Here is a 13,480-nt window from a genome sequence, read left to right on the forward strand (position 1 = left end):
CTTTGAACGACGGCAGCTCGTACCTGCGGTCGTTCTATGTTGTCCTATTTATAACACGTGTAATAACGCCCGTGAAGTCATCTCGGCAAATTTGTTCTATGTTGTTCTATCTATGGACGTTAGATGTCGAACACGTAGCGCGAGCCCACGATCTTTTGACGACCGAGCAGCAGGGGCCGCTCGTCCTCATCGGTAAAGTATGCCTCCATATAGAAGAGCGGCTCGCCGACCGGCACCTCCAGCAGCGGGGCCGCCTGAGCATCGGCAAGCGCAATCTCCACGGTGCAGGGGTCGGACTTGAGCGGCGCGCGGCCCGAATGCTCGGCAACGAGCGCAAAGATTGAGTTATCGGTGAGGTCCTCATCGGCCAACGTCTGCAGGTAGGGATGGTCGGCAAGCACAAAGGCGTTGTTCTCGAGCATGACGGGCACGCCATCTGCCGTGCGCACGCGCTCGACCACGATGAGCTCGCAGCCGGGCTCCACGCCAAAAAATGCCGCGTCCTCACGCGTCGCCGCAACCACCGTGCGCGACACCAGGCGCGCTCCGGCCACCATGTCGTTGGCGGCACAACCCTCGGTGAAACTCTGGACGTCGCCCTTCTGGCGAATCTTGCGTTTGAGCTTGGGAGCGCACACAAAGGTGCCCCTCCCCTGCTGGCGGTTGAGGTAGCCCGCGCGCGACAGCTCCTCGATGGCACGGCGCACGGTGATGCGCCCCACGCCGTAAGACTTCGCGAGCTCCATCTCGGAAGGAATGCGCGAGCCGGCCGCGTACACGCCGCGTGCGATCTCGCCCTTTAGGTCGTCCATGACCTGCTGGTATAGCGGCACGGCGGGCACGTCAGTACGGTCGGTCTTGTTATCGGTCGCCATCGTTACGCTCCATCCCGTGCATGCTCGGATTCAAACTCTTCTATCGCCGCCATAAACTGCTCGCCAAAGGCGTCGGCCTTTTTCTCGCCGATGCCGTTGACCTGGATAAGCTCGTCGCGCGTCTGAGGACGTAGACGGCACAGGCCGCGCAGGGCCTTGTCAGAGAAGACCATGTACGGTGCCATCTCCAGCTCGGTCGAGATCTCCTTGCGGAGTGCCCGTAGGCGCTCAAACAGCTCGGCGTCGTCGCCCACGCGCGGTCGCTGATCCAGCTCGGCCTCCTCGCGCAGCAAATCCACCGCACGGCGGGCACGGGCCGAGGCCTTGCGCTTGGACGCGCGACGCTTAACGGTAAAGGCGAACGTCTCGTCCTCGACCTCGCCGGCACGCGGGCCCAGACCCACGACCGGATACTGGCCCTGCGAGGTGGCCAGGTAGCCCCGCCCGCACAGCTGGCCGATGATGTCCTTGATGCGCCCGACCGATTCGCTCGACAGCTCACCGTAGCCGCGATCCTCGTCCAGATGCATCTGGCGAATGCGCTCGGTGTTGCCGCCGTGAAGCACGTCGGCGATCAGCGACTTGCCAAAGCGCATGGGGCGCGTGGCCACATATTGCACGGCGGCGCGGGCCATGTCGGTGACGTCCTCGACCTCGAACTGTGTGAGGCAGTTGCTGCAGTTGCCGCAACCCTCGGCGTCATCCGTGGCGGTGGCGCCCGCACCAGCCGCGGCAGCATGCTCGGCCGCGGCCTCGTCGCCAAAGTAGCGCAGCATGTATTCGCGCAGGCAGCCGGTGGTATTGCAGTAGCCCTCCATCTGGCTGAGCAGACGATATCGATTCTGGAGCGCCCACGCGCGCTGCTCGTCGTCGAGCGCCTCATCGGCAGCATCGCCGCGGTCGATCAGAAAGCGGCGCATGCGAAAATCGTTGCCGTTCCACAGCAAGTAGCAGCTGGCCGGGTCGCCATCGCGGCCGGCGCGGCCCGCCTCCTGGTAGTAGGCTTCGATGCTCTCGGGCACGTTGTTGTGGATCACGTAGCGCACGTTGGGCTTGTCGATGCCCATGCCAAAGGCGTTGGTGGCAACCATCACCTGGATATCGTCGTCGATAAAGGCGCGCTGGCTTTGGCGACGGGCGTCGTTGCCCATGCCGGCATGGTAGCGGCCAACGCGAATGCCGCTGGGGCCCAGCGCCTCGGCAAGCTCGCCCGCCAGCGCATCGACCGTCTTGCGGGTCGAGCAATACACGATACCGCTCTCGCTCGAATGCGCGATCACATAGTCGCGCACCCAGGCAGTCTTGGCCTTGTCGCCCATCTCCTCGCAACCAAAGTAGAGATTCTTGCGATCGAAGCCCGTCACCACCGTCGCAGGGTTTTGCAGGCCGAGCATCTGCTGAATATCCGCACGCACGCGTTCGGTCGCCGTGGCGGTAAACGCCGCCACGATGGGGCGCTGCGGCAGGGAATCGATGAACTCACGAATCTGCAGATAGGCGGGGCGGAAATCCTGACCCCATTGGCTTACGCAGTGGGCCTCGTCAATGGCCACGAGCGGCACGCCAATGCCGGCGGAACCCGCAGCCTCCTGCGCAAAGGCCAAAAAACGCGGCTCGAGCAAGCGCTCGGGCGCCACGTACATAAGCTGGTAGCGGCCCTCGCGCGCCCGCTTGAGCACGGTGTTTTGCTGGGCCGGAGTAAGGCTGGAGTTGAGATAGCTGGGTCGCGCACCCGCCGCGAGCAACGCACGGGTCTGGTCCTCCATAAGCGACAGCAGCGGACTCACCACAAAGGTGATGCCGGGCAGCATGAGCGCGGGCACCTGGTAGCAAATGGACTTGCCGGCACCCGTGGGCATAACACCCAGCGCATCGCGACCGGCAAGGATCGCATCGACCATGCGGTCCTGTCCCGGGCGAAACGAGGTGTAGCCAAAATAGGCGCCGAGCGTGTCGAGCGCCATCTGCTGCATGCTATCGGTCATGGTTTCCTAACGTCCAAGTCATCTGCCGCCGATTATACGCCGCCACGCGGACCGGTGCCGCACGGCTGTCGGCCACGGGCAACGCAATCCAAAAGGAACGAGCGTGGGATTTTTGGACACTTTCCCAACGGCTAATCTCTTGACAAGCACGCAAACGTCGCTGGTTGAGCATAAGTCAGCGAAAACGCCCCTAAGCGAGCAAGGTGACGTGAAAGAGGAGGGAAGCGTACTTTGGGTACGCGACCGACGATTGAACGTCAGATTGCCGCTTAGGGGCGTTTGCAGCGTCGAGCCGTTACGCGGTTTGGTAAAACCGCGTAACTTACATGACCATAACGTAGCGCGATCCCACGTAGTACTGCTTACCCATCAAAACCGGCTCGTCATCGGGACCGGTAAAGCCGGCACGCAGGTTGAGCAGCGGATCGTGCGGAGCAATGCCCAGCTCGGCCGCCTGCTCGGCGTTAGCTCGAACGGCCTCGACCGTACGGTAGCCAACCGAGACAATCGGCGTTCCGCCAACACGCTCGACCTCGGCAAAAATCGACTTGTTCTCAAGATCGGCCGTCAACAGCTCACGGTAGGCGTCAAACGGCACAAAGATGTTCTCCTCAAAGATGGGCTCGCCGTCGGCCGTACGCACGCGCTTGATATGCAGCAGCAGCGCATCCTTCTGCAGGCCAAAGAACTCCATCTCGTTTTGGCGCGCCGGAACGATCTGGCGATCGATCACGTGCGCACCGGCCTTCATGCCGTTGCCGGCACACAGCGCGGTAAACGTCTGCAGCGTCGAGGCGTGAAACTGGCGGTTGATGTGCGGCGTGGAGACAAAGGTGCCGCGGCCCTGCTGCTTAACCAGATAGCCGTCGGAACACAGTTCCTCGACGGCACGGCGCACCGTAATACGGCTCACCTCGTACTGTTCGGCAAGCTCAAGCTCGGACGGAATGCGCTCCTTGGGTGCATAAACCCCTTTCTCGATTGCATCCTTGATCTCGTCATAAATCTGCTGGTAAAGCGGTGCATTTTTGGGTGCGGGCATATCTGATCACTCTTATCAAAATAGCGAAATAACTAATACGTATATAACGTCTTTTTATATGTTACATCAGTTTGATAAAACGATACACCACATACAGCAAATCCTTACTTGCCGTCGTCCTGCTGCAGACTGTCCTGCTCGCTGAGGCGCGCCTGCCTGCTGGCCATGCGCGCGGGCTTGTCGGGATCGGGTACGGCCGTGGGCATGGGCTCGTCGACATGACCGCCCCACCAGCCGCCCACGAAGTTGAGTGTGTGGAACACATTGATCACGGCGCCGGGATCAATATCGCACACCAGCTTGATAATGTCCTGGCTCTCGTAGGTCGAGACAACGGCGTGCAGCAGATACATCTTTTCGCGGCTGTATCCGCCAATGATCTCGGCGCAGCTAATGCCATGCTGAAAATGGTCAACATAGGCTGTCATGACCTCATCTGCCTTGCGTGTCGTGATCTGCAGCGTCACACGGTCGTAGCGTCGGTAGAAACTGTCGATGGTCTTGGTCGAAATAAACTGGAACACGATGGAATACGCCGCATTGTCCCAGCCAAACATAAAGCCAAAGATCGCCAGGATAGCGCAGTTAAAGCCAAAGATGACGCCCCAGATGGTCTTGCCTGTATGGTTGGAAACCCACAGCGCGATAAAGTCGGTGCCGCCGGTGGATGCGCCGGACTTAAGCGCGATGGCGGCGCCCAGGCCCGAGACCACGCCGCCAAAGATGATGAGCATGATCTTGTCGCCCAAAAACGGGGCGAAGTGAAAGATGTTGAGGAACAGCGACGAGAGCATGACCTGCATCATCGAGAAGATGACGAAGCGCTTGCTGATGCCGCTCCAGCAAAGGAGCGCCACGGGGATGTTGAGCGCGAGCATGCCGAGCGAGATGTCGATATGAACGCCGCCGAGCGAGGTGACGCGATCGAGCAGGACCGCGACGCCGGTGAGGCCGCTCGGAAGCAGGTCGGCGGGGCGAATGAACGCCTGAATCAGAAATGTCTGGAGAACGGCGGAGATGGTGACCGCCACGGCAGTAATGGCGCGGCGGACGATGGTGAGACGACCGAGCACGAGCACGCGGTCCGTGAGCTGATCGATGGCGTTCGCCACGTAGGCTCCTTTCGAAGGCAGATGTAATTGTGGGGCATGCCGGCGATTGTAGCATGGAGCGCGAGAGGGCGCTTCAATTCACCCTCTCTCGACAACCAAAACGAGCCAGCAGCCCCCCAACCAAAGAGCCAAATTCTAAGTGAGTAGGCTTTTCGCGACCTGCCGAGCACACCCAAAGCTGCCACTTCCGTGACCTGCGGTTTTACTAAGGCAGATACGCTTTGTGCTCGGCCTGCGCCAAAAAGTCTACTCACTTAGCCTGAGTCGAAGCCAAACGGATCAAATCGAAGCCAAAATGAGCCAATCCACCGCAAGAGACGTGTGAATCCGCACTTCTTGCGGCGAATTGACGCTACAAAGCGGTCAGAATGTCGGCGAGGTTGTCGATGACGGCGTCGGCTCCCGTTTGGTCCAGGTTAACGCCCTCGTGCGGACGCAGCGCCAGGACGCGCGCGCCGGAGCGCTTGCCGGCCTCGATGCCCAAAGGCGAGTCCTCGATAACCAGGCACTCGGTAGGCTCCACACCCAGCGCCTCCATGGCACGCAGGTAGATCTCGGGGTCGGGCTTAAATGCACTGCACTCGTGACCGCTGATGGTGTAGTCCAGCACGTCGGTGATACCGGCAATCTCCACCAGCTCGTCAATGAGCTCGCGATAGGACGAGCTCGCGATGGCACACTTGACGCCGCGCTCGTGCAGCTCGCGCATCACCGGCTCCGTCTGCTCGTTGAGCAGCTCGGCATACGGAACAGGGTGAACCGGGCTGTAGACCTGCTTGTACTCAACGCGCAAGCGCTCGCGCAGCTCAACATCGTCGGGCACCAGCGACTTCCAGATGGCAGGCTCGTTAGACCCCGAAAGATCGGGGATCTCGTCAAAGTGGAACCCCTTTTCCTCCATAAACGCCACGCGGCGACGGTTGTAGAACCACTCGGTATCGACCAGCACGCCGTCCATATCAAACAGCACTGCCTTGATCATACGCATCTCCTCCCACCTGCCAAAAAGGGACAGGTTTATTTTGGTAGGTTTTATCTGGTGTTTTGCGACGCGACAGACACGCCCCCAAAGCAAAAAGGGGACGGGGCGCAAACCCCATCCCCTCTCAATCAACCCGTAAGGTCTACTTACTTGTGATTAGTAGGAAAGCTTCCACATGTAGCGACGCATGGTCAGCGGGTGCTGACGGGCCTCGGCGATCTGGTTGCCGTACTCGCGCATAACGGCGAGGTGCAGCAGCGGGTTGAAGTAGGTGACGACGCTCGCGGGCACGGCGTCAGCCAGGCCGTAGTCCTTGGAGTCGATCAGAGCGACCTTGGCGCCCATGCGCTCAAGGAAGGTGAGGGCGCGAGCGTCCATCGGACGGGTAGCACCATCGGACATGAAGAAGACGTAGGGCTTACCCTCGGTGGAAACCTCGAACGGGCCGTGGAAGTACTCGCCGGTGTTGTAGGCGGCGGCGTCGATCCACTGCATCTCGGTGAACAGGAAGGCGGCGTGAGAATAAGCCATCTTCTCGGAGGCACCGGAGGCCATGAAGTAGATCATCTTGTCGTCCTTGAAGTCCTCGGCGAACTTCTTGGCGAGCTTCTTGCAGTGCTGAGCGGCGTTCTCGCAGAGATCGAAAACGTTGGTGAGGCCGGTGATCATGTCCTCGTAGTGGTCATAGCCCTCGGTCTGCTGAAGGATCTCGAGAGCAAGAGCGATGGCATAGCCGGGCTTCTCGCACTTGGCAGCGTAGTTGGCGTGGAAGCCGTGGACGATGACGTGGTCGGCGTCGACGGTCAGAGCGGAGCCAGCCTTGTTGGTGAGGGAGACGACCGGGCAGTTGTGCTTCTTGGCGGTCTTGTTGGCCTCGACGGTCTCGGGCGTGGAGCCACCGAGGGAGCAGGTGATCACGAAGGTGTGCTCGTTGACCCAGGAAGGCGTGTCGTAGTTGAACTCGTTAGCGGTGAAGATCTGAACGTTCAGCTTGTCCGTGTTGTTGGCCAGGAAGTACTTGGCGGGGTAAAGGTCGGACATGGAAGCACCGCAGCCGACGAAAGCGACGCTGTGAATCTCGTGGTTGGACAGGACGTCAGCGACGATCTGCTTAGGGAGGTTAAGGTCGATCTCGTACATCTGACACATTCCTTTCGATTTGTTGCGGCGCCACATTGCCGGACGCTCGCAGGGTTACCGTGGTTAGGACCGAGTCGCCGGCCCGTTGAGGATGTGACAAAGGAACTGTCCCCTTGTCACATGTTAGGGATGGAAGCCTGCCTGGGGTATGGGATGCCAGGCAGGCCCCCGGGGGAAGCATTGGGTCGCGACTAGGCCAGGATGCCGGCCGCGGAGAGGGCGATGCCGCCCACAATGGCGATCACGAGAAGCCAACCGGTGTTGACGTTCTTCTTGATGAGCCAGTACATAAGGCCGGTGAGGCCAAGGGAGATCATCTGGGGCATCATGCCGTCCAGGATGTCCTGGATCACGACGGTACCCTCAGCGAACTGCAGCGGGGTGGTGGCGCCGATCAGCGTAGCGATCATGCCGCCCACGGACATAAGACCCACGATGCCGCAGACATACATGAGCTTCTCCATGAGGTCGCCGCCCTGGAGCTTGCTCAGGTACTCGTGGCCGCCCTGATAGCCCATCTTGGCAGCGAACCACGTGATCAGCACGGAGGGCACAATGGAGATGAGCATGGCCAGGATCGGACCCATGATGGAGCCCTGCTGAGCCAGCTGAACGCCCAGGCCAAAGGCGATAACGCGGATGGTGCCCTGGAAGAAAGAGTCACCGATGCCGGAAAGCGGGCCCATGAGGGAGGTCTTGACCGCGTTAATCGAATCGGGATCGAAGTTCTCGGGATCCTTGGCGTACTCCTCCTCCATGGAGGCGGCGAGGCCTAGGACAAAAGCGCTCGTCTGCGGGGTGCAGTTGTAGAACGCCATGTGACGGTGGTAAGCCTCTTTCTTAGCAGCGAGCTGCTTGGGGTCGGACTCGTCCGGATAGAGGCGATCGAGCGTGGGGACCATGCCGTAGAGGAAGCCCATGTTCATCTGACGCTCGTAGTTCCAAGAGGCCTGGATGGCCCAGGAGCGCCAGAAGAACTGGCTGACCTTCTTGTTCAGGGACACGTCCTTGGTTGCGGTTGCCATAGTGTGTTCCTCCTTAGTCTTCGTCGTCTTCGAGCGGATCGTAGTCGGAATCGACACCGGCGGCTGCATGGGAGCCATTGAACTTGAAGCCCATGAAGACGATAGCCAGGCACACACCGATCAGAGCGACCGCGATGACGGACAGGTTGAGGTAGGCGGCGAGCAGGAAGCCGATGAACAGGAACGGGGTCATACCCTTCTTGATCATCATGGTGAGCAGCAGGGCCAGACCGTAGGCGGTCATGATCTTGGTCGAGACGTTCAGACCAACGGACAGCCACTCGGGAACCATGTTGACGATGGCTTGGACCAGGTCGGTACCGACAAAGACGGCCAGGAAGATCGGCAGGAAGTACATGATGGCGTACAGACCGGAGCCGGCGCAGATGTGCATACGGTAGGCGGTCTTGAACTTGCCGTTATCAATCGCGCTATCGGCCACATGGGTGAGGGCGGCGATGATGGAACGGAACACGATGCCGAGGAGCTGACCCAGGACGGCGACCGGGATGGCGATCGTCATGGCGGTCTCGGCGGAAGCATCGGTCAGGCACGCGAAGGCAGCGGCCACGATGCCGCCCAGGACCATATCGGGCGGAACGGCGGCGCCGACCTGCACCAGGCCCATGGACACGAGCTCGACGGCGGCACCGACGGCAAGGCCGGTGGGCACATCGCCCAGCAGCAGACCGACGAGCGTAGCGCCAACGAGAGGCTGCTCGAAGTTAAGACGACCGAGCAGGCGGGAGTCCCACATGCAGAACACGCCGACGAGGCCGACGAGCACCGCACTGATGAACGTATTCATACCCTTCTCCTTTCAGTCAGGCAAAAGCCTGGTTGATTACAGCTTGGCGTCGATGTCGACGCTCTGATACGTAGGGGTCTGCTGGACGTAGAGCTTGATGCCCATGTCGAGCAGCTGGTTGACGTCGGCCTTCTGGGTGGCGTCGAGGAAGACGGAGCTGTCCTTGCCGCCGACCTGATCGGCACCGTCGTGGTTGGCGGTGGCGCCCAGGTTGATGGCGTCGAGCTTGTAGCCCTGGCAGAACTGCAGCATCTCGGCCGTGTTGCCAAAGACGAACATGACGCGCTCGCCGAGGGTGTTGAGCTTGTCCATCTTGGCGAGGGCACGCTCGACGGTGAAGACGTTCAGGCGCACGCCCTGGGGCTTGGCCAGCTTAAGAGCGCCCTTCTTGATGTCATCGTTGGCGGCAGCGTTGTCGACGACGATGATGCGCTCGGCCTGAACCTTGGTGGTCCAGGTAAAGACGACCTGACCGTGCAGCAGACGGTAGTCAAGACGTGCGAGGACGATCTTGGCGGGACCGGAGCTGTGACGGGGCGCCTTAGCCTTCTTGGCGGGAGCCGCGGCAGCCTCGACCGGTGCGTTGGGGTTGGTCAGACCGGTGCGGGCCTCGTTGATGAGGGCCGCGAGCTCGGCACCCTTGACGGGGGCGGGGCTCATAGCGAGCGTCAGTGCCAGCGGAATGTTGAAACCGCTGATCACCGTGAATGCCGCACCGTTGCGGGAAAGCTCGACCATGCTGTTGTTGACCGAGCTGCCGAGCATATCGGTCAGCACATAGACGGTGTCGTCCGCGTTGAACGTGGCGATCATGGCGTCCACCTTGTTGGTGATGGGCTCCTTGTCGTCACGAGCAAGCGACACGACGTGGACGTTCGACACGTCGCCGAGAACCATCTCGAGCGTGTCTTTGGCGCCTGCGGCCAGGCCGCCATGAGATGCGAGAATGATCTGATTCATCTTGCCTCCTCCTTTTCGTTATGGTCATTATAACGTCTTATACGTTGCGGATATTGCTAATTAGTATAAAGACCGTTCGCGGGTGAAAATCGACCGTTGACGGGTTTAACGTACTTGAAACGTTGGGGCTGGGCAGGCCGGCACTGGCGGGATAACCCCAAGTCGGACCCTGTGCGCAATCCCCTATCGCACGAAGTACCAGGGGCTTTCCTGCACGGTGGGCTCCAGCGCGATGCCGGTGCGCTCGCGGAAGAGATCCATGTCCTGCGATTTCTCCGTCCACCACGCGTTGGGCTTAAAGGTCATGCTCTCAACGACATGACCGACAAACACACTGTTGCGCAGCTTGGAAAAGTCGGTGTTCATAATCACGATGGACGCGAGCACCAAAACGATGCCCAGAACTTTGATCGCGCCGGCGGGCTCGGCGTAGACACCAATGCCCAGCAGTACGGTGACGACTGTCTCGAATGACATTACGACGGGAACTTTCGACGTCTCGAGCCCCATGGACAGACCCTGCATATATAAGACATAGGCCACGGCTGTGGGGATGAGTCCAAAGCCAAGGAACAGCAGCAGCAGCTGTGGCGACATTGCCGCGGCGACATCTGGCCACGGAGCCGCGATAGCCGCCATAACCGCACCGCCAAAAACAAGGCCCCAAAACGTGACAGCCAGCGGGTGGACCGTCTTGGTTGCGATCCGGCTAAACACCGCGAGCGACGCGCCACAAAAGCCCGCAATCACGCCCGACGTGACGCCCCAAACCGAAAAATGAAAACCGGAAAGGTCGCCATCGGTCACTGCAAGTACACAGCCACCGATGTTAAAAGCGATGGCAACGAGCTTGTTGGGAGTCACATCCTCGCGATAAAGTACGCGGCCGAGCATGACGCCAAACACCGGCGAGGTGTAGAGCAGCACCGAGGCCGTGGACATGCCCACCTCGCCCATGCACTCGTAATAAAGCGTGTTAGCGGTGGCGAGGCCGATAATGCCAAGAAGCGCACAAGGAACAAGCTCTTTAGGACTTGCCTTGAACAGTGCCAGGGGACCCGATGCCTTTCCCTCACGAGCACCTCCCTGGCAACCCATGAATGCCAAGACCGGAGCCATTAAGACGGCACCCGACAACAGGCGAAAGGCCGCCATGCTCTGAGACGTAACGCCCATGGCCGAGATGCCGTTTACAAAGATTCCGATGCTGCCCCACATAAGCGCGGCGATCAGCACCAGCACATAGCCCAGATTGCTCCTCTTCAACGCAGCCTCCTCGGTATTGTTTCCAATATGTTTCATACTACGTTATAGTCGTTATATACATTTTTCAAGACACAAATCGGCGAACGGGAAATCTCTTGAAACAAGGAGTGTCGCAGGTGCCGGCAGAAAGGGAACGTCCCCAAGTGCCGCTCTAGCAGTTGCGGTGAAATAGTTCTCAAACAGAGGCTTCACGCTCCCAAACAGGAACTATTCCACCGCAACTCATGAGGGGTATTGGGCTGTTAGGCCGCTCTATCCCTTAGTAATCCAGCTTCCACATGTAACGGCGCGTCATGTAATCCTTGTGGGTGACGGCGGAGAGCGCACGCATGTAGACGTTGTTGAGGATCGGGGCAAAGATCAGGTGGTTGAAGTATTCGCTCACGCTGTCCTTGATGTCGTTGAGGCCAAGCTCCTTGGCGTCGAGCTGATAGACGCGATCGCCACCGTACTGGTTGACGAAACGGATGCCGCGCTCGTCGTTGCAGCGGCTGCGGCCGACGCTGATGAGCTGGAACAGCGAGGTGCGCTTGTCCAGGATCTCGAAGGGGCCGTGGAAGAAGTCGCAGGTGTTGATGGTGCAGGAGTCGATCTGCAGCATCTCCTGCACGTTGCAGATGCTAAAGACGTAGGCGGCACCAAAGAGCGGACCCTGAGCCATCACGTTGATGCAGGGCTTGTCGGCGTTCTGCTCGGCCCACTTGGCTGCGAGCGGACGGGTGTACTCGACGGCCTTGCGATAGATGGGATCGACCAGGTCGAAGGCGGCCATAGCGGTCTCGTACTCGGCATAGCCCTCGATCTGCTGCGTGAGCTCCATGGCGATCATGGTCACGACGGCGGAGTTGGTGCGGCCCATGCAGGACTCGTCGATGGCAAGGCTGTCGTACTGGATCTTGTAGTCGCAGACTTCGGTGAGGCCAGACTCGTCAACATAGATGGCGATGGTGCTGGCGCCGTGGTCCTTGGCGACCTGGGCGGCGACGATGGTCTCCTTGGTGCCGCGCATGGACACGACGACGGCCAGGGTGTTCTCGTTGACGTAGGCCGGGGTGGCGTGCACGAACTCGTTGCTGGTGTAGCTGGAGCTCACGACCTGCGTGGCCTCGTGCTCCATAAAGTACTGGGCAGGATAGTTGCCGCCGTTGGATCCGCCGGCGCCAATCCACACGACGCGCTTGATGCCGCCCTTGTCTGCCTTGTCAGCCAAAACCTGAGAGACGACGTCCTTAACCTGTTCCTGAGTAGTCATCGTGCATCAGCCTTTCTTCTCGTTTGATGCTCTTGATGGCATACAAGTTACATACATGTTTTGGTTATGTCGACTAGTTGTATGCTATATTTGTCTTAGATATTTTGCTGGTAAAGTTTTCGGCAATCCATTATCAGCGGTTTTGTTGTCATGTTGGATACATGCTTGGTTCAGTAAGCATACAGGTTAGATACAGATTGTTCGCATGAGCACTTCGTCGAAAAAGAACTTGGCCCAATACGAGCGTCTGGCGGGTACGCTGCGTGACCGCATCGCCGCCGGCATCTACGCACGCGGAGACAAGCTGCCGTCCGAGATGGAACTCATGGACGAATCGGGGCTTTCGCGCAGCACCGTGCGCCACGCGCTTAAGGTGTTAGTTGACGAGGGCCTGATTCGTACCGAGCGCGGGCGCGGCGCCTTTGTGGCCGAAACGCCAGCGCTCCACGAGAACAACCTGGTGTTTTCGAGCTACACGGCACAGGTCCAGGGCCAGGGCATGAAGCCCACCACGCGCACGGTGGACTCGGGCTTTGCCAAGGCAACGGGCAACGTGGCCAAGTTCTTCGATGCCGCCGTGGGCAGCAAGCTCGTCAAACTTGTCCGCCTGCGTTATCTGGACGATGCGCCACTGTGCCTGGAAACCACCTATCTACCGCCGAGCTTTGAGGCACTCATCGATCGCGATATCAACGGTTCGCTCTACGCCACGCTGCGCCAAGAATTCCATCGCGCGCCGGCACAGGGACATAAGACCTTTGAGGTGTGCTATGCCTCACAAAACGAGGCGTTTTTGCTCAACGTTGAGCGTGGGCAGGCGTTGATCTTGATCACCGACTACGTCTACGACACCGACGGCCGCCCGCTCCATGTCTCCAAGCGTATCCAACGCACCGACCGCGCCAAATACACCGAGCCCATCGGCTAGCGCACCAAACGAGGCAAAATGTACCTAATAAACGTTTTACCTGCGGTTTTTATTAAATCTCAAGCCAGCATGGCGCAAGTGCCGGCATCGCCTGGCAATACGCGC

At 59.7% G+C, this 13,480-nt stretch carries 12 protein-coding genes; 1 reads left to right on the top strand and 11 read right to left on the bottom strand.

Features of this window, described 5'->3' with window-relative positions:
* Positions 1-119: 119 nt before the first annotated feature.
* From DWY03_RS02670 to DWY03_RS02720, 11 genes are all read right to left on the bottom strand, one after another.
* Positions 120-875 (bottom strand): GntR family transcriptional regulator, encoded by a 756-nt coding sequence (locus DWY03_RS02670; protein WP_117839832.1) that lies wholly within the window; start codon positions 873-875, stop codon positions 120-122.
* Positions 876-877: 2 nt separating this feature from the next.
* Positions 878-2,860, bottom strand: coding sequence for an ATP-dependent DNA helicase RecQ (locus DWY03_RS02675; RefSeq protein ID WP_117839833.1), 1,983 nt, complete (start codon positions 2,858-2,860; stop codon positions 878-880).
* Positions 2,861-3,182: 322 nt separating this feature from the next.
* Positions 3,183-3,902: a GntR family transcriptional regulator gene (locus DWY03_RS02680; RefSeq protein ID WP_117839834.1), complete on the bottom strand. Its 720-nt coding sequence runs from the start codon at positions 3,900-3,902 to the stop codon at positions 3,183-3,185.
* A 104-nt stretch (positions 3,903-4,006) separates the two neighbouring features.
* Positions 4,007-5,014, bottom strand: coding sequence for a YitT family protein (locus tag DWY03_RS02685; RefSeq protein WP_089572749.1), 1,008 nt, complete (start codon positions 5,012-5,014; stop codon positions 4,007-4,009).
* Positions 5,015-5,366: 352 nt separating this feature from the next.
* Entirely contained in the window at positions 5,367-5,996 is a 630-nt protein-coding gene (locus tag DWY03_RS02690) for an HAD family phosphatase (protein ID WP_158558606.1), read from the bottom strand.
* Between the two features lie 156 nt (positions 5,997-6,152).
* Entirely contained in the window at positions 6,153-7,136 is a 984-nt protein-coding gene (locus DWY03_RS02695) for an SIS domain-containing protein (RefSeq protein ID WP_226814256.1), read from the bottom strand.
* 191 nt (positions 7,137-7,327) lie between these two features.
* Positions 7,328-8,161, bottom strand: coding sequence for a PTS system mannose/fructose/sorbose family transporter subunit IID (locus tag DWY03_RS02700; protein WP_117806036.1), 834 nt, complete (start codon positions 8,159-8,161; stop codon positions 7,328-7,330).
* 13 nt (positions 8,162-8,174) lie between these two features.
* Positions 8,175-8,969 carry a PTS sugar transporter subunit IIC gene (locus DWY03_RS02705; protein WP_117629035.1) on the bottom strand — a complete coding sequence of 265 codons (795 nt, stop codon included), beginning with the start codon at positions 8,967-8,969 and terminating at the stop codon, positions 8,175-8,177.
* A gap of 36 nt (positions 8,970-9,005) precedes the next feature.
* Positions 9,006-9,929 (bottom strand): PTS mannose/fructose/sorbose transporter subunit IIAB, encoded by a 924-nt coding sequence (locus DWY03_RS02710; RefSeq protein WP_117839835.1) that lies wholly within the window; start codon positions 9,927-9,929, stop codon positions 9,006-9,008.
* A 183-nt stretch (positions 9,930-10,112) separates the two neighbouring features.
* The gene (locus tag DWY03_RS02715; protein ID WP_158558607.1) at positions 10,113-11,195 is read right to left on the bottom strand and encodes a DMT family transporter; all 1,083 of its coding nucleotides are present in this window, start codon (positions 11,193-11,195) and stop codon (positions 10,113-10,115) included.
* A 259-nt stretch (positions 11,196-11,454) separates the two neighbouring features.
* Complete coding sequence (locus tag DWY03_RS02720; RefSeq protein WP_117757528.1) at positions 11,455-12,447, bottom strand: SIS domain-containing protein; 993 nt, start codon at positions 12,445-12,447, stop codon at positions 11,455-11,457.
* 205 nt (positions 12,448-12,652) lie between these two features.
* Between DWY03_RS02720 and DWY03_RS02725 the strand changes: the two genes are divergently transcribed.
* The gene (locus DWY03_RS02725; RefSeq protein WP_117757527.1) at positions 12,653-13,375 is read left to right on the top strand and encodes a GntR family transcriptional regulator; all 723 of its coding nucleotides are present in this window, start codon (positions 12,653-12,655) and stop codon (positions 13,373-13,375) included.
* The last annotated feature ends 105 nt before the right edge of the window (positions 13,376-13,480 follow it).

Source organism: Collinsella sp. AF23-2 (assembly GCF_003459245.1).
In the GTDB taxonomy this organism is placed as follows: Bacteria; Actinomycetota; Coriobacteriia; order Coriobacteriales; family Coriobacteriaceae; genus Collinsella.

Coding starts and splice junctions, on each gene's coding strand:
- DWY03_RS02670 (WP_117839832.1), bottom strand. CDS start 875: ATGGCGACCGATAACAAGACCGACCGTACTGACGTGCCCGCCGTGCCG.
- DWY03_RS02675 (WP_117839833.1), bottom strand. CDS start 2,860: ATGACCGATAGCATGCAGCAGATGGCGCTCGACACGCTCGGCGCCTAT.
- DWY03_RS02680 (WP_117839834.1), bottom strand. CDS start 3,902: ATGCCCGCACCCAAAAATGCACCGCTTTACCAGCAGATTTATGACGAG.
- DWY03_RS02690 (WP_158558606.1), bottom strand. CDS start 5,996: ATGATCAAGGCAGTGCTGTTTGATATGGACGGCGTGCTGGTCGATACC.
- DWY03_RS02695 (WP_226814256.1), bottom strand. CDS start 7,136: ATGTACGAGATCGACCTTAACCTCCCTAAGCAGATCGTCGCTGACGTC.
- DWY03_RS02700 (WP_117806036.1), bottom strand. CDS start 8,161: ATGGCAACCGCAACCAAGGACGTGTCCCTGAACAAGAAGGTCAGCCAG.
- DWY03_RS02705 (WP_117629035.1), bottom strand. CDS start 8,969: ATGAATACGTTCATCAGTGCGGTGCTCGTCGGCCTCGTCGGCGTGTTC.
- DWY03_RS02710 (WP_117839835.1), bottom strand. CDS start 9,929: ATGAATCAGATCATTCTCGCATCTCATGGCGGCCTGGCCGCAGGCGCC.
- DWY03_RS02720 (WP_117757528.1), bottom strand. CDS start 12,447: ATGACTACTCAGGAACAGGTTAAGGACGTCGTCTCTCAGGTTTTGGCT.
- DWY03_RS02725 (WP_117757527.1), top strand. CDS start 12,653: ATGAGCACTTCGTCGAAAAAGAACTTGGCCCAATACGAGCGTCTGGCG.